This window comes from Clostridium sp. DL-VIII (assembly GCF_000230835.1).
Taxonomy (GTDB): domain Bacteria; phylum Bacillota; class Clostridia; order Clostridiales; family Clostridiaceae; genus Clostridium.
Window position 1 is genome coordinate 1,329,050 of record NZ_CM001240.1, and the last position, 22,127, is coordinate 1,351,176.

Consider the following 22,127-nt stretch of genomic DNA (forward strand, 5'->3'; position numbering starts at 1 on the left):
TTTAAGTTATAAGCATAATTTGATAGATATTTATAAAATTACTGTCAATATTGTTCAAGTTATACAAAGAAGCTTAAGGAAAAAATGAGGACATATTAAAGATGAGTTTGGAAAAAATATAGGATGAATTATGAAGTAGAAACAATTGGAATGAGTAGAAAGTGCAAGAAGCTTCTTAGTGTTATTAGATAAATTCTGCTATAATAGATATTGTTAGAAGCATAATGTATAAGATTAAGGAGATGATTTCAAATGATAAAACTTATTGCATCAGATATGGATGGAACTCTATTAAATAAAAATCATAAAATAGATAAAGAAACTGTAGCAGCTATAAATAAAGCAGAAGAAGCAGGAATCGTATTTGCTATTTCAACAGGAAGAGAATATGATACTGTGGAGCCACTTTTAAAAGAAAATAATATAATATGTCAATGTGTACTCATGAATGGTGCAGAATACAGAGATGAGTATGGAAATATATTAGAAGAAATTAATATAGAACTTGATAAAGCATCTAAAATTATAAATATACTTCACCAAGAAAAAGTATCTGCACGAATATTTACAAATAAAGGTATATATACAACGGATAGTAAAGAAGAAGCATTAAAAGAGATGGTATATAGGACTTTGTCTTTTAATCCAAAACTTACCGAAAATGAGGCTATAGAAATTGCTAAAATGCAGCCATATTTTATTAATCTCAATTATATTTCGGATTTAGACGAATTCTTAAATAGCGGAATAGAAGTTAGAAAATTTGTGGCCTTTCACAATAACATAGAACTTATAAATAAAATGAAAAAAGTCATAGGAGAAATAGAAGGAATTGCTGTTTCCTCTTCGTTTATTGATAATATAGAAATTACTCATGTTACAGCACAAAAAGGAATTATACTTGCAAAAGTAGCTGAAAAGATGGGCCTTAAAAGAGAGGAAGTTTTAGTACTTGGAGATAGTTTTAATGACTATTCAATGTTTACAGAATTCACAGAATCAGTAGCTATGGGAAATGCTATTCCTGAAATAAAGGAAATAGCAAAATATATAACTGATACAAATGATAATTTAGGAGTTGCAAAGGCAATTTACAAAATTTTAGAAGAACAGAAATAAGAGTATACATGTAAAATCAAGTTTTATGAAATGCTGAATATAGGAAAATTGATATCATAATTTTGTTATTAAAAACTGAGAAATTCTTTACTTGTCCAATTTATAAATAATGAGACAATTAAAGAATCACTCAGCTTTTATTGTAATATTTACTTATATTTTTATGAATAGAATAACATATAGTTAAGCATAATCAAAAAATAACAAATCAATCTATGAAGCCTATTTTCTTTCATAGGCATTAACTAATAAATGTATTCTACATTATTGTTTATTATAATGTAGAAAACTTATAAATTGTTCTATGGTTATATTCCTCTCCAGCCTTAAAGAGCGGAGATTTAAAGCTGTTACAATTTATAGAATTAGGGAAATATTGAGTTTCAAGACAGAATGCATTTCTTCTATTATAAACGGATTTATTTTTACCAATATCAGACTCATTCAAATAATTTGCACTGTAAAATTGAACTCCAGGAGTAGTTGTATAAACATCTAAAACTATACCGGTATTTTCATCAATTGCCTGAGCAGCTTTTATTTTATCTGAACCATTAGTGTTTAATACCCAGTTATGATCAAAACCTTTTCCAAGAATAATTTGTTCATAATCACTATTTATATTTTGGCCAATTGGAGTGAGGTTTCTAAAATCCATAGGAGTTCCTTCTACAGCTTTTATTTCCCCAGTAGGAATTGAATACGCATCGTTTACAGTGAATTTATCTGCATTGATCATAAGTTTTTGGTTAAGTACATCTCCAGAGGAATGACCAGATAAATTAAAATAAGTATGATTAGTAAGATTTATTATTGTGTCTTTATCAGAAACTGCGTTATAATTTATTTCTATAGCGTTATCATCTGTAAGTACATAATTCACTTTAACTTTAAGATTACCGGGATATCCTTCTTCGCCGTCAACACTGAGATAGGAAAGCTGCAATGAGTTGGATTGACTATCAATTATTTCTGCATCCCACACAACTTTGTCAAAACCTTTGATTCCACCATGAAGATGATTTTCACCATTGTTTTGAGCTACATTATATTCCTTATCGTTTATAGTAAACTTTGCATATTGGATTCTATTTGCAAAACGTCCTATTAAAGCACCAAAAAATCTATCTCCTTTTAAATAATTTTCTAAAGTATCATATCCTAAAACTACATCGCAAAACTCACCTGTTTTACTAGGAACAAGTGATGAGACAATTGCACCTCCATAAGTACAAATTTCTACTGCCATTCCATTAGCATTTTTTAAAGTATAAATATCAACTTCTCTTCCATCAGGCATTTTTCCAAAAAGTTTTTTTTCTATTGCCATTGTGAACACCTCCTAATAATAGTTAAGTAAAATTCTTATTGTATACATTTACATAAAGACCTGATTTCATGTATGTACAAGTATATTATAGTACAAAGAGATTATACATACAATTGTTCAAATAAAATAATTTTCCATATATATTGAAATAATGTAAATATACATTTAATATAGATATTACTAAGTATAAAAAGGAATTTATTGGTAAAAAATAGAGCTGGAGGTTTCTATGTGGAAATTAGTTATTGCTGATGATGAACCTAAGATTAGAAGAGGAATTGAAGGTATTTTAAATTGGCAGGATTATGATATCGAGATAGTGGGGGAAGCAGAAGATGGGGAACTTGCACTGAAAGTGATAACTGAAAAAAAACCAGATATAATTCTTCTAGACATAAATATGCCATTCTTAAATGGATTAAATCTTTTGGAGAGGTTAAGAGCTATAAATAATAACAGTATTGTAATAATAATAAGTGGGTATGATGAGTTTGCGTATGCACAAAAGGCACTAAGATTCAATGTTTTTGACTACATTTTAAAACCTGTAAGTAGAAAAGATATTGAAGAAATAATTAAGAAGGCAGTTTGTAAAATTGCTGAAGATAGAAAAGAAAATAATTATTTAGAATGGGTAAAAGCGCAAGTAAATGAAAACATAGATACATTAAAAAAGAATTTTTTTAGTGAATGGTTAAGTAATAAGATAAATGATGAAGAGATGTTAAATGAAATAAAATTTTTTAATATAAAGTTTGATAAGAAAGTTGGAATAATTGTTATAAAACTTTTGGGGAAGTTAAATTTTGAAGCGATTGGTGAAAAGTGGAATAAAGAATTATTGGATTTTGCTATTGCTAATTTATTAAGTGATAAATTTAAGGAATTTAAAGAAAAGTTTATTTTTAATGATGACAGTGAAAATATTATATTAATAAGTAGTATTCAGGATATGATCAAGTGGGTAAGTATTGGAAATGAATTAGAAACAGAAATAATAGAGTATTTAAAATGCAATGTAATAGTTGAACAGGCAAATGTGTGTGATGGAATTTTAAAAGTGAAAAGTGAGTATTTAAAATTAATAAATAGTGTTAATGTAAAGAAAAAATATAATCCGATGACCTTGGCAGCTATAAAGCATATAGAAGAAAGCTACTATTTAAATAATTTAAGTATAAATGATATATCCGATAAGCTTGAAGTAACATCTTCTTATTTAAGCAAGTTGTTAAAAAAAGAAACTGGATTATCATTTATTGATTATTTGACAAACACAAGAATAAAAAAAGCAATGTATCTTATGAAAGAACCTACAATTAAAATATACGATGTAGCTGAGCTTATTGGATATAGTAATCAACATTATTTTTGCAGAGCTTTCAAAAAGGTTGTTGGAGTTTCTCCAACGGAATATAAGAGAGGAAAATAAAATGAAGAATAAAAAGCATATAATTTATTTTTGCATAATTATAATGTTTGCAGCATCATTGATTTTTTTAACAATATACGTTTATAGGACAAACTCTGAAAAAAAAGATATTTTTATAATTGGAATGTCTCAAGCTAATTTATATGAGCCATGGAGAGTTCAAATGAATAAAGAAATTCAAGAAGAAGCTAAAAAGTATGATAACATAAAGATAATATTTAAGGATGCAGGAGGAGATACTGAAAAACAAAAAAAAGATATTCAGGATTTGATAAATTTTGGGGCTGATGTACTTATAGTATCAACTAATGATTCGAAAGAACTTACAGGAACAGTAGGGGAAGTGAACAAATCTGTACCTGTAATAATGTTAGATCGAGCTGTAAGTGGATACGATTACACAATATATATAGGATCTGATGCTGAATCTATAGGGCTTCAAGCAGGAAATTTTGTGAGAGAATTGGCGAGTGATAATAAAGTTAATGTTATAGAAATACAAGGAGTACTAGATTCAAGCACAGATAAAGAGATTACTAATGGTTTCAAAGATGCTATTAAAAACTATAAAAACATTAATATTGATAGAACGATTGTGGGAAATTGGCAGGAAAATGAAACACAAGATAAAATAGAAGAGATATTAAAAGATGATAAAAATGTGGATATAATATTTGCTCATAGTGATTATATGGCACTTGGAGCATATTATGCTGCAGTAAATACAAATTCAAGAAATATCAAAATAATAGGAGTCGATGGACTTGAGGGACATGAGGGTGGGATTGAATTAGTCAGAAATGGAATATTACAAGGGACATTTACTTGCAAAACTGGAGGAAAAGAAGCAGTTGAATATGCTATAAAAATTCTAAATAAAGAAGGGGACATTCCTAAAAAGGTATTATTAGAATGTAAAAAAATTACCAAGGATACATTGGAATAAGACATAATAAAAAAATAACAAGTCCATCTGCCAAGCCTATTTTGGAATTGTTATTTTCTTTCATATGCCTAAAATATAAATTCAATGAAATCATAAAAGTGCACAAAAGTGCTAATTAATGCAAATACAATTTTAAACTATAGATATATAATTAATTTATGAAAACGAGATCATAAATATAGGGGGAAAGAATTATGAAGTTAAAAAAGATGATTGCATTAATGGCAAGCGCAGTTTTATGCGTTAGTATGTTTGTGGGCTGCGGAAGCTCAGGATCAGGAGGTCAGTCAGCACAAACTGCTGCTAAAAGTTCATCTGCTAAAAAGGTAATTGGCTTTGCACAAGTTGGAGCAGAAAGTGGTTGGAGAACTGCAGAGACAGACTCAATAAAATCAATTCCAACCTTAGATCCTAATTTTGATTTGAAATTCTCTGATGGTCAGCAAAAACAAGAAAATCAAATAAAAGCAATAAGATCATTTATTGCTCAAAAAGTTGATTTAATAGCTTTAGATCCTGTTGTTGAAACAGGATGGGATACAGTGCTTAAGGAAGCTAAAGATGCTAAGATTCCAGTAGTAATTGTTGATAGAAAAGTAACAGTATCAGATGATTCACTCTATAAGTGTTTCCTAGGCTCAGATATGGTTGCAGAAGGCAAAAAAGCAGCACAAATAATAATAGATCAATTTGGAAAAGATGCAACACTTAATATAGCAGAACTTCAAGGTACAGTTGGATCTACAGCCATGGTTGGAAGGCAGCAAGGATTCAATGATACAATAAAAGACTGTCCTAACTATAAGATAATAAAATCACAAACAGGTGATTTTACTCGTGCAAAAGGTAAGGAAGTTATGGAAGCTTTCTTGAAATCTGATGGAGATAAGATAAATGTGCTATGGTCTCATAATGATGATATGGCAATGGGAGCTATACAAGCTATAGAAGAATATGGTAAAAAACCTGGAAAAGACATATTTATAGTTTCAGTTGATGGCATTAAGGATATATTCCAAGCAATGGTTGATGGTAAGTCAAATGCAACCGTAGAATGTAACCCTCTACTTGGACCACAATTATTAGAAGTTTCAAAAAATATACTAGATGGTAAAGAAGTTGAAAAGAGCATAAATTCAAAAGAAGGTCAATTCTTACAAAAGGATGCAGCAGCAGAATTACCTAATAGAAAATACTAAGTCTAGTTAAAAGTTGAGAGTTTAAAGTTAAGAGTTAATGAAGAAAAGCCCGAAAGGGCTTTTCGTAAAAAATAATAAATAAAATATTAAAGAGATTTTATCTATTAACAATAACTTCTAATTGTCTAAGAGGAGTTTATCTTAAGCTTTTAGCACCTGCTTTTTAACTATTAATTGATTTTATAAAAGACGGGGAGTGATATAAATGGGGAATTTGGATATAGTTTTAGAAATGAAAAATATCAGTAAATTCTTCCCTGGAGTTAGAGCTCTTTCAGACGTAGATTTTAATCTTAGGAGGGGAGAGATTCATGCCCTTATGGGTGAAAATGGTGCAGGTAAATCAACACTTATTAAAGTATTAACAGGAGTTTATGAAATAGATGAGGGATCAATTATATTAAAGGGACAAAATATCAAAATCTCATCTACGCAGGAAGCTCAAAATCTTGGTATCAGCACTGTCTATCAAGAGGTTAATTTATGTTCAAATCTAACAGTTGCAGAAAATATATATATTGGGCGTGAACCAAAGAAAAATGGAAGAATAGATTGGAAAAAGGTTAATAGTGATGCAGATAAATTATTGCAAGAGAGATTAAACTTAAAGATAGATGTAAAAAAAGCATTGAATAATTATTCTGTTGCAGTACAGCAAATGGTAGCTATTGCAAGGGCAGTTGATATATCGCAAGGAATATTGATTTTAGATGAACCGACATCAAGTTTAGATGATAATGAAGTAAAACAACTATTTAAAATCATGAAAAAATTTAGGGAAGAAGGTATGTCAATAATATTTGTAACTCACTTTTTGGATCAAGTGTATGAAGTATCAGATAGAATTACAGTACTTAGAAATGGGGAATTAGTTGGAACATATGATGCGAATGAACTGCCAAGAATTGAATTGGTTTCTAAAATGATAGGTAAGGACTATAGTGAAATAGAAAAAAATACAAGAAGCAAAAAGGAAACTGAAAATGTTAAAAGAGAAAATTTTATAGAAACTGATAACTTTGGAAGAACAGGAACCATTAATCCATTTAATATAGAGATAAAAAGAGGAGAAATTCTTGGATTTGCAGGACTTCTTGGCTCCGGTAGAAGTGAATGCGCAAGAACAATATTTGGAATAGATAAATCTACAAGTGGTAAGATAACTATAAATGGAAAGAAATATTCATATATTTATCCTCAAAAAGCAATTGAAGAAGGCTTGGGATTTTGCCCAGAGGATAGAAAGGTAGAAGGTATAGTTGGTGATTTAACCATAAGAGAAAACATAGTACTAGCCCTTCAAGCTAATAGGGGCATTTTTAAATATTTGCCCATGAAAAAGCAACAGGAAATTTCAAAAAAATATATAGACCTATTAAAGATAAAGACACCAAGCATGGAACAGAAAATAAATAATTTAAGTGGCGGCAATCAACAGAAGGTAATCTTAGCAAGATGGCTTGCAACTGAGCCGGAATTATTGATTTTAGATGAGCCTACAAGAGGAATAGATATAGGTGCAAAAGGAGAAATAACAGAATTAATTTTAAAATTAGCAAGAGATGGTATGACTATTTTATTTATTTCATCTGAATTACCAGAAATAATCAAATGTTGTGATAGAGTAATAGTACTTAGAGATAGAAATGTTATAGGTGAATTAACTGGGGATGAAATAGAGGAGGCTAATATAATGAAAACTATAGCAGGAGGGGCAACAGCATGATAAAGAATAAGGAAAAAAGCAGTTTTCAAAAAATCTATAGTTCAAAAATATTTTGGACGTTGACTAGTCTGATTGTATTGCTGCTGTTCAATTTCATAATGACGCCTGGCTTTTTAAGTATAACAATGAAGGATGGACATTTATTTGGAAATACCATTGATATATTAAATCGTGCATCTCCCCTTATCTTAATATCTATAGGTATGACACTTGTTATAGCAACTCAAGGAATTGATATCTCTGTTGGCTCTATAATAGCAATAAGTGCTGCACTTTCAGCAACCGTAATAGTTGATGGTGGGTCTGTTCCGCTAGCTGTGATCATAGGAGTTATAAGTGGAATTATATGTGGGGGCTGGAATGGATTTTTAGTATCTTATATAGGGGTTCAGCCTATGGTTGGTACACTGATTTTATATATAGTAGGAAGAGGAATTGCTCAGCTTATAACAGATGGACAAATATTAACCTTTACTAATAAAGATTTTATATTTATTGGGACAGGTTATATACTGCTTCCGGTAGCAATATACATTGCCATAATAATTGCATTTTTAATGTATCTTTTAATAAGGAAAACAGCCCTAGGGTTATTTATAGAATCTATAGGTGTAAATAGTAATTCATCAAAGTTTGCAGGGATTCAATCTAGAAAAGTTGTGTTTTCTCTTTATGTTTTAAGTGGAATACTTGCAGGAATAGCAGGGATTATACTTTGTTCTAATATAAAAAGTGCAGATGCTAATAATGTAGGTTTGTGGCTTGAGCTTGATGCGATACTTGCAACGGTTATAGGAGGAACTTCTATGTCTGGAGGAAGATTTTATCTTGCAGGTACTGTAGTAGGCGCTTTATTTATTCAAACATTAACAACCACAATCTATAGCTTAGGAGTTCCGCCAGAAATAACCTTAGTGGTAAAGGCCATAGTTGTTATAGTCGTATGTATAATTCAATCTCCAGAGTTTAGAAAAATGCTTAAAGTGAAAAAAACTCCTAAAGGTGAAATAAAAGAAAAAGGGGTGATTAGAGCATGAATAGATCAATAGCAAATAAGAAAATATTTAAGATTAACAAGGACTATATTGCAATCTATGCTACAATCGCACTATTTGTAGGTCTATTTTTAATAGGCTCTATTCTATATGATAGCTTTTTATCATCGCAAGTATTTGCTAATTTATTTATAGATAATGCATATTTGATAGTAGTTGCAACAGGTGAAGCAGTGGCAATATTAACAGGAGGAATAGATCTTTCAGTAGGAGCTATGATAGCTTTTGTAAGTATGATTGCTGCAAGCTTACTGCAAAAGGGAGTAAATCCATTTTTAGTAATAATAATAGTTCTTATAGTAGGACTATTTTTTGGAACAGTTCAAGGCGTTTTAATCCAAAAATTCAACTTACATCCATGGATAGTAACCCTTGCAGGAATGTTCTTTGCAAGAGGCGCTAGTTATATTATAAGCATAGATACAATTATAATTGATAATCCCGTATTTACTCAAATTTCATCAATTAGAATACCGATATTGCCCGATGCATTTATATCGATTAATGTTGTTGTAAGCTTAATAGTAGTAGCTGCAGCTTATTATATGCTTAGGTTCACAAAGTTTGGAAGAACAGTGTATGCTATTGGTGGAAATGAAAATTCAGCTAAGTTAATGGGCTTGCCAGTTGAAAGATCTAAAATACTTGTATACACATTTTCAGGATTTTGCTCATCTTTAGGCGGTTTATTATTTACAATATATACACTTTCAGGTTATGGACTTCATTGCAATGGTATGGAAATGGATGCTATAGCTGCATGCGTAATAGGAGGTATACTTTTAACTGGTGGTTATGGAAATATAATAGGACCATTATTTGGAGTGCTTACAACAGGAATTATTCAAAGCCTTATAATGTTTAATGGAACCTTAAATTCATGGTGGACTAAAATAGCAGTTGGAATGTTATTGTTTATATTTATAGTGTTACAAAGAGTTATCGTTATTAGAGATGAAAAACGAAAAAATGCTATAACCTAGTATATACAGGATAATTTAGACTTAGGCATATATAGGATGAAATTAGATACATGATAGTTAAGATGATATCAATGTATCTGTTTTTCTAGTGAAAATATATGTTTAGGTCTAGTGTCAGTTATAGATATGTTAATTACACGTATAACTTGCAACTGACATTTTGATAGATTAATTCATAACCTATAATTGTGAGTTGCGTAAACTAAAATTTATATTACATATAAGATACATTAAATGGTATAATTTGGATGAAGAGTGGCTTTTTATGATTGGGGGAATTATGTTGAATAAATTGAGAGTATACTTTATGAATAAAAGCATAGGCAGTAAGCTTATATTTTATTTTTTTTGTGTCATTTTAATCTTAACAACAACTATTACTCTTTTAGGGAACTTGTCATATAGAAATTCAATTAATTTTTCTCAAAATGAAAATACTAATCAAATAATAAAGCAAATAAATAACAATATAGAATCTTATGTTAACAATACTGAAAATATAATCAATTATATGTCTATAGATCCTAGGATAATAAAATTTTTAAACGATAATAAACTTGAGAATGATGATATAGAAGATGAGGCATATAAGTCTATATATAATTTTGTGAAGTTTAATCCAGAAATAGCTGGAATAATGATAGTTAACAGTAATGGTGGCTATATAAGCGATGTTATGAATAAGGTATCGAGAGAATCATTGACTAATGAAGAATGGTATTCAAAGGCTTATAACGATCCATGGAAAATACACTTATTCACTAAGCCAACTGGGAGGAATATTGATAATATTTTTAAGTATTCAGCTGATGAAGTTTTTTCAATATCGAAAGCAGTTGTAGATTTATCAAAAGATAAGATAAAAGGAGTAATTTTAATTGACATTAAGTTAGATGCCATAAAGAATATTATAGAAAATTCAAAGCCAGGTACAGCAGGCTTTGTTTATATTATGGATAAAAATAATGATATAGTGTATACTCCGGTAAATAATATAGTGTATAGAATAAAAAACGAGTGGATTGATGATAGTGATAATAAAATAATAATAAAAAATATAAATAGGGAAAACTATCAATTAACTAAAGTTGAATCTGAGTATACTGGTTGGAGGACGATAGGAGTATTTCCGGAAAAGGAAAGTTTACGTGTTATTGAATATATAAACTATTATTCTGTAGCTGTTGCTATTATAGCACTTATAATAGCTGAAATTTTGGTTGTAATTTTCACAAAATCTATTGTAAAGCCAATTCATAAATTAAAGAAGCTTATGAAGATGGCTCAGGAAGGAAATTTGTCAGTATCTTTTAAAGCTAAATATAATGATGAGATAGGTGAACTTGGAAATTCTTTTAATACTATGGTTAAAGAAATTAATAATCTTATAAATTTGGTTCAAATAGAAGAGAAGAATAAGAGAATAGCTGAGATGAATGTTTTGCAAGCTCAAATAAAACCACATTTTATGTATAATACTCTAGATACTATAAGGTGGATGGCAGAAGAACATAAGGAGGAAGATATAGTAGAAATAATAGAGGCATTTACTAACTTGCTTAGAATAAGTTTGAGCAAAGGAAAAGAAATCATAAGTGTAAAAGAAGAACTTAAACATATAGAAAGTTATTTAAAAATACAAAAGATAAGATATGAGGATAGATTAAATTATGAAATTAATTTTGATGAGGATATATTGCAATATAAATTAACAAAACTTATATTGCAGCCTTTGGTGGAAAATGCAATTTATCATGGAATAAAAGAAAAGAGAGGAAATGGGAAAATTATAGTTAGAGGCAAGGTTAAAGAAAATTATTTATGTTTTACTATAATTGATAATGGGAAGGGAATACAAAAAGAAATGTTAAATAAAATAAATCATATGCTAAGAAATGGAAACATAGAGGAAAATGAAATAGGATATGGAATTTTCAATGTTAATGAGAGAATAAAGATTATATATGGGGATGAATATGGATTGACTTACAAGAGCATATATGAAGAAGGAACCATCGTGGAACTTAGGCATCCAATAATTAAATAAAAAAGATAAAGCTCTCTTCCTAAGCTTTATCTTTTTTATTAATAGGGAAATAAGATGGTAAATATTATTTTATGGAGGAAATATTTATTTGCAATTTTAGTACTTTAGGTTTCCTGAATTATAGTATATTTACCATTTAATCTATATAATTATGGGATTAACAATAATTGATTATTTCCAAGCAATACTTGAAAGCTTTAGTTCATTTTTAAAAGTTGAAAGCTTAGTATCGTTATTGATTACTACACATTCAATACCTACCATGTCAGCCCAGTCAACTAATTGCTCTTCGTTAATTACAAATGAAAAACTTGTATGGTGAGCACCACCAGCAAGAATCCAAGCTTTAGCACCTTCCTTTAATGATGGTTGTGGTTTCCAAAGTACACTTGCTACTGGTAAATTAGGCATATCTTCAGTCATTTCAACAGCATCAACGCTGTTAACAATTAAACGGAATCTATTTCCCATATCAATTAATGAAGCAGCAACGGCAGGGCCGGAAGCACCTTTAAATACCAAACGAGCAGGATCTTCTCTATCACCAATTCCAAGTGGATGAACTTCAATAACTGGCTTTGTACCAGCTAGAGTAGGGCAGACTTCAAGCATATGTGCTCCGAGGATTAATCCATTTTCGGAATCAAGGTTATAAGTATAATCTTCCATTAGGCCTGTACCCTTTCCGTTCGCCATAATTTTCATAGCTCTTAAAAGTGCAGCTGTTTTCCAATCACCTTCAGCCCCAAAACCATAGCCTTCTGCCATTAAGTGCTGAGCAGCAAGTCCAGGAAGCTGCTTCATTCCATGAAGAGCTTGGAAATTAGTTGTGAAAGCAGTATATCCTTTAGAATCTAAGAAAGTTCTTAGACCTATCTCAATTCTAGCTTGTTCACGAATTGAGTCTATAGAAGATTTAGGGTCTATATCATATAATTTAGAGTATTCATTCATAAGTTCATCAATTTGACCTTCAGTAACTTTTTCCATTGAATCAACTAAATCACCAACTCCGTAGTAATCAATAGTCCAGCCAAATTTGATTTGAGCTTCAATTCTGTCACCATCAGTAACTGCAACATCTCTCATGTTATCACCAAAGCGGGCAACTTTAATGTTTTGCCCTTCAGTAACTGCAACAGCAGAAGGCATCCATCTAGCTATATCGGCTGCAACTGAAGCATCAGTCCAATGACCAACTACTATTTTACGAGGGATATCTAATCTAGCTCCAATATATCCAAATTCTCTATCTCCATGAGCGGCTTGATTTAAGTTCATAAAATCCATATCAATTGTTCCCCAAGGAATTTCTTTGTTAAATTGAGTATGAAGATGAAGTAAAGGTTTTCTGAGCTGGGTCAAACCATGAATCCACATTTTAGCTGGAGAAAACGTATGCATCCAAGTGATTATACCAGCACAGTTTTCATCATTATTCGCATCATTACATACTTTTCTAATTGATTGGGAATCAGTAGCAACTGTTTTAAATGCTATCTTGTAAGGTAGATCTTTGGTATTTAAACCTTCAACTATTATTTTAGAATTTTCAGATACTTGATCTATTACTTCAGGACCATAAAGAGGTTGACTTCCTGTAACAAACCAAAATTCATAGTTTTTTAATTTTATCATATAACATTCCTCCTAGATATAATGAATATTAATTGAAACTAGATATAGCTTCTCATGTACATAAATAATCATGATATATGTACAACAATATTATAATATAATAACATTGTACGTACAAGCTTAAAATTTAAAAAATATAAACATTATTTTAAAAAGTGTTTAAACTTTAAGCGAATTTTTAAAGTGTGCATAAGTGAAATATCGGTATTCGAACAAGTATATCAAGCGTTATACTACGTTTTTATAAAGAAATTAAACGCCATATAAATAATTTATGAAAAGTAAATTTGTAATAAATAAATTTGTAATAAACTGTTGATATAATTTTGAAAACAATATATAATCTAAATATCAAGTGCGTACAAATTAAAAACTACAAATTAGTTTGAGATAATGACGCACATTTTATTCGATGAAAGTAGTTGAAAAAATGAAAGAAGCTGAAACAAAGCACGAAATTATTGAGAAATATTACATTAACCTTATGGAAGAAAATAAGGTTTCAGCAGGAGACCAATTACCTTCTGAAAATGAAATAGCTAATAAATTCAATGTAAGCAGGCACACTGTAAGACAAGCGCTTAATTATTTGGTACAGGAAGGCTGGATATACAAAGAAAGAGGAAAAGGAAGTTTTTATTCTAATAAAAAGGCAAATGAAACTAAGAAAAATGTAGCTGTACTCACAACTTACATATCAGATTACATTTTTCCTAAAATTATATCCGGTATAGAAGAAGAACTAAGAAAAAAAGGATATAACCTGTTATTATTCAATAGTAATAATGACATTCAAAATGAGAGGATTTGTTTTGAAAACATTATAAATCAAGATATAGCAGGATTAATAGTAGAACCAGCACAAAGTACCATAAACAATTTACATCATGATAGCATAAAAAAATTAGAAAAAAAGAATATCAAATATATTGCAATAAATGCTAATTGTGATGAAGAAAACTCGGCTTATATTGTGGTAGATGATGAACAAGGTGGTTATAAACTAACAAATTATTTACTAGAGCTTGGCCATAGAAATATTGCAGCATTGTTTAAAGCTGATGACCTGCAAGGTGAAAAGAGAAGAAGAGGTTATATAAAAGCTCTTAAAGAATACAACTTGAATTTTGACAAAAATATAGTTGGAGAATATATAACTGATAATCAGGAAATGTATATAGATCAATTTATCAAGAGAATATTAAGCCTTGATAATAGACCAACTGCAATCTTTTGTTATAATGATAAAGTTGCTTTAAGAATAATAGATAACTGCAGAAGAGAAAATATAAAAATACCAAAAGATTTATCAATTGTAAGTTTTGATGATTCAAGTTTAGCTATTTCATCTGATGTTAAGCTTACAACAATTAAACATCCGAAAGAAGAAATGGGAGTAAGGGCAGCAAAATGTATCATAGATATGATTGAAGGTAGAATAGATAAGCCTCAATATACTTATAGTGCTGAACTTATTGTTAGGGATTCATGTTCAAGAATTTAAGTTTTATTCTTACTTTAATAATATAAAGTAAGAATAAATTTAAATATAATTTAAAATATTCCGCATATACTTGTACGTACATATGTACAACAAGAGGAAACGGAGGAATAAAGTTTAAGTGTTTTATATAAATAAAGTATGATGCTTAATTCAGCAGGAAGAAGTTAATATTTATAAAAAAGGCTGCAAGATTAAAATTCATGTAACCGTATACTGATAAAAATAAATGTTAAGTATTCTTCTTGAAATCTATAGTAAAATGTCATGAAAAAATAAGAAATAATTGCTGATAAAAATTATTCTCTATAATTTTTAATATTAATCTATACTATAATAAAACGAGGTGTTAATATGCTTGAAAAATTAAAAGAAAAAGTTTATGAAGCTAATATGGAACTTCAAAGAAAAGGACTTGTTATTTATACTTGGGGAAATGTAAGTGAAATTGACAGAGAAACAGGATTAGTTGTTATAAAGCCAAGTGGGGTTAGTTACGATGCCATGAAGCCAGAAGATATGGTGGTTGTGGATTTAGAAGGCAATGTTGTTGAAGGAAGATATAAGCCATCAACAGATACTCCAACTCATTTAGTTCTTTACAGGCAGTATTCTAATATAGGAGGGGTTGTGCATACTCATTCAGAATGGGCGACAACTTTTGCTCAAGCAGGAATGTGCATACCGGCTTTTGGAACAACTCATGCAGATTATTTTTATGGTGATATTCCTTGTACTAGAGATTTAACAGACGAGGAAATCAGTGGCGAATATGAAAAAGAAACAGGAAATGTAATAGTAGAAACAATTGGAGATAAGGATCCTTTGGAAATTCCTTCTATTGTAGTAAAAAATCATGGTCCATTTGCATGGGGAAAAGATGCTGATGCAGCAGTCTATAATTCAGTTGTATTGGACAAGGTTGCTGAAATGGCCTATAAAACAATGACATTAAACAAAGATGTAAAAGGTGTTAATCAACATCTTTTAGATAAACATTATCTTAGAAAACATGGTGTAAATGCATACTATGGTCAATAAGATATGATAAACTCAAACTTATATTTTTAAGAAGAATTTCAAAATTATGATTGGAACTCCTATTTTGAAATTCTCCTTAAAGTAAAATTTATGGTTTTGCTCTATGGAATTATTTAATAGACGAATGAAAGTTAAGTTTACTTAAATAAATGTGTAAGAAGTAATTTATTTTTATATATAAAGAGGAGATGTTAAGAGAATGAGATTTTTTTTAGACACAGCAAATGTAGAACATATAAAAGAAGCAAATGAAATGGGAGTAATAAGTGGAGTAACAACAAATCCATCACTAATAGCAAAAGAAGGAAGAGATTTCAATGAAGTAATAAAGGAAATCACAGAAATAGTAGATGGACCAATAAGCGGAGAAGTAGTAAGCGAGGATGCAGCAGGAATGATAAAAGAAGGAAGAGAAATAGCTGCAATCCATAAAAATATGATAGTAAAAATACCAATGACAGCAGAAGGACTTAAAGCAACAAAGGTATTAGCAAGAGAAGGAATCAAAACAAATGTAACATTAATATTTTCAGCTACACAAGCCTTACTTGCAGCAAATGCAGGAGCAACATATGTAAGCCCATTCCTAGGAAGAGTAGATGATATATCAATGATAGGAATGGATTTAGTTAGAGATATAGCAGAAATATTTGCAGTACATGGAATAGAAACAGAAATAATAGCAGCAAGTGTAAGAAATCCAATTCATGTAATAGAAGCAGCAAAGTCAGGAGCAGATATAGCAACAGTACCTTATAACTTAGTAATGCAGATGATAAAACATCCTTTAACAGATCAAGGACTTGAAAAGTTTAAGGCAGACTGGGCAGCAGCGTTTAACAGTTAACAGTTGAGGAGGAAAAGCTTACAGCTTTTCTTGAAAATATAAATTCTTATATTCTTAAGAATATATAGACAAATAACTTTGAACTTAGATTTATGTGGTAACTTACCGAAATCAAATACATTTTTATTCCACAGGACTTATGAAATTTTTGCTGGAAAGTTCTAAATGCAAGCTCGCATCCATTTCTGCATGTTCCCGAAACAAGTTCGTGACAAGCAATAAATGGAACGAGCTCCCATTAAGAACTTTCAGCAGCTCAATTTCAAATGCATGCTTCATAAAAATGTATATGATTTCTAGTATAGATGCACACAGAAGTTTAGCTTAAATAGATAATTATTCTATATATAAGTCAAGTTTATAATTTGTTTATTTATAAGAATATAAGAATATAAGAATTTACAAATAAAGCACAATAAAAACAGTTAAGAAGTTAAATTTAAAACAATAAATCAAGTTAAAATAAAAGAACTTAAAAAGAAAGCAATTAATAAAGTTAATAATTAAACACTTTAAATATAAAAACATAAAAGAATTTAACTTAAAAAACAATATAACAATAAAACAATATAAAAAGTTATAGTAATAATGAGGCTTAAGCCGTAATATTAGAAATTTTAAAAGTGAAATGAGGAGAAAAATGAGTAGAGAGTTAGATAAATTATCTATTAATGCAATAAGAGTATTATCAGCAGATGCGATAGAAAAATCAAAATCAGGACATCCAGGACTGCCACTTGGAGCTGCTACAATGGCGTATACTTTGTGGACAAAGATGAATCATAATGGAAAGAATCCGAGTTGGGATAACAGAGATAGATTTGTATTATCTGCAGGACATGGTTCAATGCTTGAATATTCATTATTACACTTATTTGGATATGGACTTACAGTTGAGGATTTAAAGAACTTTAGACAAATAGGAAGTTTAACACCAGGGCATCCTGAATACGGCCACACTAAAGGTGTTGAAATTACAACAGGACCACTTGGACAAGGTATATGTAATGCAGTGGGAATGGCTATTGCAGAAGCACACTTAGCAGAAAAATTCAATAAGCCAGATTATAAGGTAGTTGACCATTATTCATATGCAATAGTTGGTGATGGATGTCTTATGGAAGGAATTTCAGGAGAAGCATCATCACTTGCTGGAACCTTAGGTCTTGGAAAATTAATCGTATTATATGATTCAAACAACATCTCAATTGAAGGAAATACAGATATAGCATTTAGAGAAGATGTAGGAAAGAGATACGAAGCTTATGGCTGGCAAGTATTAAAAGTAGCAGATGGAAATGATATAGATTCTATAGAAGCTGCAATAGAAGAAGCAAAAGCAGAAACAGCTAAACCATCAATTATAATAGTTAAAAACCAAATAGGATTTGGATGTCCTGCAAAACAAGGTAAAGCTTCAGCTCATGGAGAACCTTTAGGTGCTGATAATGTAAAAGCTATGAAGGAAAACTTAGGCTGGAAGGCTGAGCCAGCATTTTACGTACCAGACGAAGTGTATACAAATATGAATGAGCACATAGAAAAAGGTATGACTAAAGAAACAGTATGGAATAACTTATTTAAGGAATATGAAAAAGCTTATCCAGAACTAGCAAAAGAATATGGAATTTGGATGAGTGGAGAAATCGATAAGGAAAGCTTATTAAATAATGAAGAACTTTGGAGCTTTGATAAAGAAATGGCTACAAGACAATCTTCAGGAATAATGATAAATAGATTAGCTAAATTAATTCCAAACCTTATAGGAGGTTCAGCAGATTTAGCACCATCAAATAAGACTCATATGGATGGTCGTAGCGACTTCTCAGCAGAAGACAGAAGTGGATCAAATCTTCATTTTGGAGTTAGAGAACATGCGATGGCAGCTATAACTAACGGTATGTATGCTCATGGCGGACTTAAGGTATTCTGCGCAACATTCTTTGTATTCAGTGATTACATGAAGGGTGCTATGAGATTATCAGCTCTTATGAAACTTCCAGTAACTTATGTATTAACTCATGATAGTATTGGAGTAGGAGAAGATGGACCAACTCATGAACCTATTGAACAGTTAGCAGCACTAAGAAGTATGCCAAACATGACAGTATTTAGACCAGCTGACTCAAAGGAAACAGCAGCAGCTTGGTATTATGCTGTAACTAATGGAACTACACCAACATCATTAGTATTAACAAGACAAAACTTACCGCTATATGATGGATGCCCAAAGAGAGCCTTAAAGGGTGGATATATTCTTAAAGATTCTAAGAAAGAAACACCAGATGTACTATTAATGGCATCAGGTTCAGAAGTAGAATTAATCTTTAAGGCAGCAGAAGAACTCTCAGCTAAAGGAATCGATGCAAGAGTAATAAGCATGCCAAGTTTTGAGCTATTTGATGCTCAAGAGGAAAGCTATAAAGAGTCTGTAATGCCAAAAGCAGTAAGAGCAAGAGTTGCAGTAGAAGCATTAACAAGCTTTGGATGGCATAAATATGTAGGACTTGATGGAGAAGTTATTTCTCTAGATACTTTTGGAGCTTCAGGTAAAGCCGAAGAATTATTTAAAATGTTTGGCTTTACTGTAGAGAATGTGGTTGAAAGAACAATTAAAGTTGTTTCAAAATAATTAATACTTTATCTATAAAATATTAGAATTAATAGGCTTCCTTTGAAAAAATAAAATTTATAAAAAGATATGTATAAAGATGTGTGTAATAAAAAGAGTAGCTTATTAATATAAATTATCTTAAAAAATTAAATATATAAGGAAGGATGATTAATTGATAATTGAAAAAGAATGAAAATAATATGGATTAGGCATATATAGAAAGTAATATAATAAGATAATTTATCTGATGTCTGACCACTGAAAAAAACTAAATACAAGGAATGGTGGCAGACACTGGGTAAGTTACTCTTAATATTAAGCTGATTTACATACCATGTTTTATAATAAAGTGGAATTTAATAGTAACATATCAATATTTTTATGAGCGTATAAATAACTAATATAAAAAAATATTGTGTGTTAATGATATTTATAGCTAGATAATATATAAAATGATTCATGTATGCACAAGATGCGGGGCAATCCCCTAGAATGAATTGAATATGTTAGAATTACTAAATTCTTTCAGAAAAGAATTCTATTCGTATTAGTTTTGAAATTTATTATGAAGTACTAGAAACACGCGGTTTATGGATAAATAAAAAACTGAAAAATGTATATAACAAAAAAGACCAGGCGAGGATTTTTGGCTCTTTTTGTATTGACATGTACGTACAAATGTGATATATTTGTTTTAGGTTAACCGTTTACTATTATTTTAAGGAAATAGTTTGTGATTATTTTGAGGGGAGGTCTTTTATATGACTATAAAGGAGAAAAGAATAGAAGAAATTCAAAATGGTAAGACATCATTAGGAATAGAATTTGGTTCTACGCGTATTAAGGCGGTTCTTATTGGAAACGATTTTTCACCATTAGCTAGCGGAAGCTTCGAATGGGAGGCAAGCCTAGAGGATGGGATTTGGACATATTCACTAGAAGAAATCTGGAGTGGTCTTCAGTACAGTTATCAAAAACTTTTTGCCGACGTAAAAGAAAAATATGGAGTTACGCTTTCAAAAATTGGTTCGATCGGTTTTTCGGCAATGATGCATGGATATATGGCTTTTGATAAACAAGGAAATCTTCTTGTTCCTTTTAGGACTTGGCGTAATACGATGACAGAAGAAGCAGCAGGAAAGTTAACAGAATTGTTTAAGTTCAATATTCCTGAAAGGTGGAGCATAGCACATTTATATCAGGCTATTCTTAATGATGAGCCTCATATTGAAAAGTTGGATTTTCTAACTACATTAGCTGGATATATTCATTGGCAATTGACAGGTGAAAAGGTTTTAGGTATTGGTGATGCATCAGGAATGTTCCCAATTGATATGAATACACATAATTATGATAACGATATGTTGAAAACATTTAACAATTTATCAGAAGTTACAAAACATTCAATAGATGTAGAAAAGCTTTTACCTAAAGTATTATTAGCAGGAGAACATGCAGGTATATTAACTCCAGAAGGAGCAAAAAAACTTGATGTGAGTGGAAATCTTGAAAGTGGAATACCGATATGTCCACCAGAAGGAGATGCTGGCACAGGAATGGTTGCAACAAATTCAGTTGCACAGCGTACAGGAAACCTTTCAGCAGGTACATCGATTTTCGCTATGGTTGTACTTGAAAAACCACTTGCTAATGTGCATACAGAGATTGATTTAGTAACTACACCATCAGGAGATTTGGTTGGGATGGTTCATGCTAATAATGGTTACTCTGATATAGAAGCATGGGTTAATATATTTAAACAATTTACTGAGGCGATAAATGTAAATATTCCAATAGATCTTCTTTATATGGGACTATATAGCCAAGCGCTTTTGGGTGATCCAGATTGTGGAGGAGTTCTTGCATATAATTATTTCGCAGGTGAAAATATTACTGGTGTTTCGGAAGGAAGACCTTTGATAGTAAGGAAGCCAAAAAGTAATTTTAGCTTGCCAAATCTTATGAAAGCACATCTTTTTACTTCTTTAGGTGCATTGAAAATAGGAATGGATATTTTATTAAAGGACGAGGGAGTAAAATTGGATAAATTACTTGGGCATGGAGGATTATTTAAGACACCTATTGTTGGACAAGAAGCTGTTGCAGCTGCAGTAAATACGTCAGTATCTGTTATGAAAACAGCAGGAGAAGGTGGCGCTTGGGGAATTGCATTATTGGCTAGTTATCTGAAAGAGAAGGAGAATCACTCTATATCATTACCAGAGTTTTTATCAAAAAGAGTATTTGCTGGTTACGTAGCTGAAGAAGTAAAACCTGAACAAAAGGATGTAGATGGTTTTGAACAATTTATGAAGCGTTATAAAAAAGGAATTCCTATTGAGCAAGCAGCAGTAGATTACTTGATTTAAGTATGAAAGTTGAAATTACTTAAGAAATTAAAGGGTATTTTTATAGAATATAAGTAAACGTAAACAGAAATATATATTTCCGAATGTAGATTGGCCAATATGAAGCAGTTTCAATCTTATAGTTGTAGCAATATAAATAATTTAAACCTAATTTGCATTCATTTGTAGCAATTTCTATTTTAACACAACAGTATATTTCTAATTCAATAATCTCTTGAATTAGAAAATGAGAGTTTACCTGAATAAATATTATAAACCAATGTTAAGGAGGAAGATTACA

The 22,127-nt window shown here is 30.5% G+C and carries 15 protein-coding genes; 13 read left to right on the forward strand and 2 right to left on the reverse strand.

Going from position 1 to position 22,127, the window contains the following annotated elements:
- Nucleotides 1–252: 252 nt before the first annotated feature.
- Nucleotides 253–1,119, forward strand: coding sequence for a Cof-type HAD-IIB family hydrolase (locus tag CDLVIII_RS06035; protein WP_009168545.1), 867 nt, complete (start codon nucleotides 253–255; stop codon nucleotides 1,117–1,119).
- A gap of 274 nt (nucleotides 1,120–1,393) precedes the next feature.
- Here the strand turns inward: CDLVIII_RS06035 and CDLVIII_RS06040 are convergent, their stop codons facing one another.
- Nucleotides 1,394–2,449, reverse strand: a complete 1,056-nt coding sequence (locus tag CDLVIII_RS06040) for an aldose epimerase family protein (RefSeq protein WP_009168546.1) — start codon at nucleotides 2,447–2,449, stop codon at nucleotides 1,394–1,396.
- 229 nt (nucleotides 2,450–2,678) lie between these two features.
- Between CDLVIII_RS06040 and CDLVIII_RS06045 the strand changes: the two genes are divergently transcribed.
- The 7 genes from CDLVIII_RS06045 (at nucleotide 2,679) to CDLVIII_RS06075 (ending at nucleotide 11,837) form a co-directional block, all read left to right on the forward strand.
- Nucleotides 2,679–3,881 carry a response regulator gene (locus CDLVIII_RS06045; protein ID WP_009168547.1) on the forward strand — a complete coding sequence of 401 codons (1,203 nt, stop codon included), beginning with the start codon at nucleotides 2,679–2,681 and terminating at the stop codon, nucleotides 3,879–3,881.
- Between the two features lies 1 nt (nucleotide 3,882).
- Nucleotides 3,883–4,827, forward strand: coding sequence for a substrate-binding domain-containing protein (locus tag CDLVIII_RS06050; protein WP_009168548.1), 945 nt, complete (start codon nucleotides 3,883–3,885; stop codon nucleotides 4,825–4,827).
- 194 nt (nucleotides 4,828–5,021) lie between these two features.
- Nucleotides 5,022–6,026: an ABC transporter substrate-binding protein gene (locus tag CDLVIII_RS06055; RefSeq protein WP_009168549.1), complete on the forward strand. Its 1,005-nt coding sequence runs from the start codon at nucleotides 5,022–5,024 to the stop codon at nucleotides 6,024–6,026.
- Between the two features lie 205 nt (nucleotides 6,027–6,231).
- The gene (locus CDLVIII_RS06060; RefSeq protein ID WP_009168550.1) at nucleotides 6,232–7,752 is read left to right on the forward strand and encodes a sugar ABC transporter ATP-binding protein; all 1,521 of its coding nucleotides are present in this window, start codon (nucleotides 6,232–6,234) and stop codon (nucleotides 7,750–7,752) included.
- Entirely contained in the window at nucleotides 7,749–8,789 is a 1,041-nt protein-coding gene (locus tag CDLVIII_RS06065) for an ABC transporter permease (protein WP_009168551.1), read from the forward strand. Before CDLVIII_RS06060 ends, CDLVIII_RS06065 begins: the two co-directional genes overlap by 4 nt.
- Nucleotides 8,786–9,790 (forward strand): galactofuranose ABC transporter, permease protein YjfF, encoded by a 1,005-nt coding sequence (gene yjfF / locus CDLVIII_RS06070; protein ID WP_009168552.1) that lies wholly within the window; start codon nucleotides 8,786–8,788, stop codon nucleotides 9,788–9,790. The genes CDLVIII_RS06065 and yjfF overlap by 4 nt, the downstream gene beginning before the upstream one ends.
- A 283-nt stretch (nucleotides 9,791–10,073) precedes the next feature.
- Nucleotides 10,074–11,837 carry a sensor histidine kinase gene (locus CDLVIII_RS06075; RefSeq protein WP_035301682.1) on the forward strand — a complete coding sequence of 588 codons (1,764 nt, stop codon included), beginning with the start codon at nucleotides 10,074–10,076 and terminating at the stop codon, nucleotides 11,835–11,837.
- 171 nt (nucleotides 11,838–12,008) lie between these two features.
- Here the strand turns inward: CDLVIII_RS06075 and araA are convergent, their stop codons facing one another.
- A complete protein-coding gene (araA, locus tag CDLVIII_RS06080) occupies nucleotides 12,009–13,475 on the reverse strand; it encodes an L-arabinose isomerase (RefSeq protein ID WP_009168554.1) in 1,467 nt (488 codons plus the stop codon).
- Nucleotides 13,476–13,887: 412 nt separating this feature from the next.
- Here araA and CDLVIII_RS06085 point away from each other — a divergent pair, with 412 nt between their 5' ends.
- The 5 genes from CDLVIII_RS06085 (at nucleotide 13,888) to CDLVIII_RS06105 (ending at nucleotide 21,847) form a co-directional block, all read left to right on the forward strand.
- Nucleotides 13,888–14,979: a GntR family transcriptional regulator gene (locus CDLVIII_RS06085; RefSeq protein ID WP_009168555.1), complete on the forward strand. Its 1,092-nt coding sequence runs from the start codon at nucleotides 13,888–13,890 to the stop codon at nucleotides 14,977–14,979.
- 351 nt (nucleotides 14,980–15,330) lie between these two features.
- Nucleotides 15,331–16,017 carry an L-ribulose-5-phosphate 4-epimerase gene (locus CDLVIII_RS06090; RefSeq protein WP_009168556.1) on the forward strand — a complete coding sequence of 229 codons (687 nt, stop codon included), beginning with the start codon at nucleotides 15,331–15,333 and terminating at the stop codon, nucleotides 16,015–16,017.
- A 199-nt stretch (nucleotides 16,018–16,216) separates the two neighbouring features.
- Nucleotides 16,217–16,864 carry a fructose-6-phosphate aldolase gene (gene fsa, locus CDLVIII_RS06095; protein ID WP_009168557.1) on the forward strand — a complete coding sequence of 216 codons (648 nt, stop codon included), beginning with the start codon at nucleotides 16,217–16,219 and terminating at the stop codon, nucleotides 16,862–16,864.
- A 640-nt stretch (nucleotides 16,865–17,504) separates the two neighbouring features.
- Nucleotides 17,505–19,496: a transketolase gene (tkt, locus tag CDLVIII_RS06100; RefSeq protein ID WP_009168558.1), complete on the forward strand. Its 1,992-nt coding sequence runs from the start codon at nucleotides 17,505–17,507 to the stop codon at nucleotides 19,494–19,496.
- A 743-nt stretch (nucleotides 19,497–20,239) separates the two neighbouring features.
- Nucleotides 20,240–21,847, forward strand: coding sequence for an FGGY-family carbohydrate kinase (locus CDLVIII_RS06105; protein ID WP_009168559.1), 1,608 nt, complete (start codon nucleotides 20,240–20,242; stop codon nucleotides 21,845–21,847).
- Nucleotides 21,848–22,127 lie beyond the last annotated feature (280 nt).

Coding starts and splice junctions, on each gene's coding strand:
- CDLVIII_RS06035 (WP_009168545.1), top strand. CDS start 253: ATGATAAAACTTATTGCATCAGATATGGATGGAACTCTATTAAATAAA.
- CDLVIII_RS06040 (WP_009168546.1), bottom strand. CDS start 2,449: ATGGCAATAGAAAAAAAACTTTTTGGAAAAATGCCTGATGGAAGAGAA.
- CDLVIII_RS06045 (WP_009168547.1), top strand. CDS start 2,679: ATGTGGAAATTAGTTATTGCTGATGATGAACCTAAGATTAGAAGAGGA.
- CDLVIII_RS06050 (WP_009168548.1), top strand. CDS start 3,883: ATGAAGAATAAAAAGCATATAATTTATTTTTGCATAATTATAATGTTT.
- CDLVIII_RS06055 (WP_009168549.1), top strand. CDS start 5,022: ATGAAGTTAAAAAAGATGATTGCATTAATGGCAAGCGCAGTTTTATGC.
- CDLVIII_RS06060 (WP_009168550.1), top strand. CDS start 6,232: ATGGGGAATTTGGATATAGTTTTAGAAATGAAAAATATCAGTAAATTC.
- CDLVIII_RS06065 (WP_009168551.1), top strand. CDS start 7,749: ATGATAAAGAATAAGGAAAAAAGCAGTTTTCAAAAAATCTATAGTTCA.
- yjfF (WP_009168552.1), top strand. CDS start 8,786: ATGAATAGATCAATAGCAAATAAGAAAATATTTAAGATTAACAAGGAC.
- araA (WP_009168554.1), bottom strand. CDS start 13,475: ATGATAAAATTAAAAAACTATGAATTTTGGTTTGTTACAGGAAGTCAA.
- CDLVIII_RS06085 (WP_009168555.1), top strand. CDS start 13,888: ATGAAAGTAGTTGAAAAAATGAAAGAAGCTGAAACAAAGCACGAAATT.
- CDLVIII_RS06090 (WP_009168556.1), top strand. CDS start 15,331: ATGCTTGAAAAATTAAAAGAAAAAGTTTATGAAGCTAATATGGAACTT.
- fsa (WP_009168557.1), top strand. CDS start 16,217: ATGAGATTTTTTTTAGACACAGCAAATGTAGAACATATAAAAGAAGCA.
- tkt (WP_009168558.1), top strand. CDS start 17,505: ATGAGTAGAGAGTTAGATAAATTATCTATTAATGCAATAAGAGTATTA.
- CDLVIII_RS06105 (WP_009168559.1), top strand. CDS start 20,240: ATGACTATAAAGGAGAAAAGAATAGAAGAAATTCAAAATGGTAAGACA.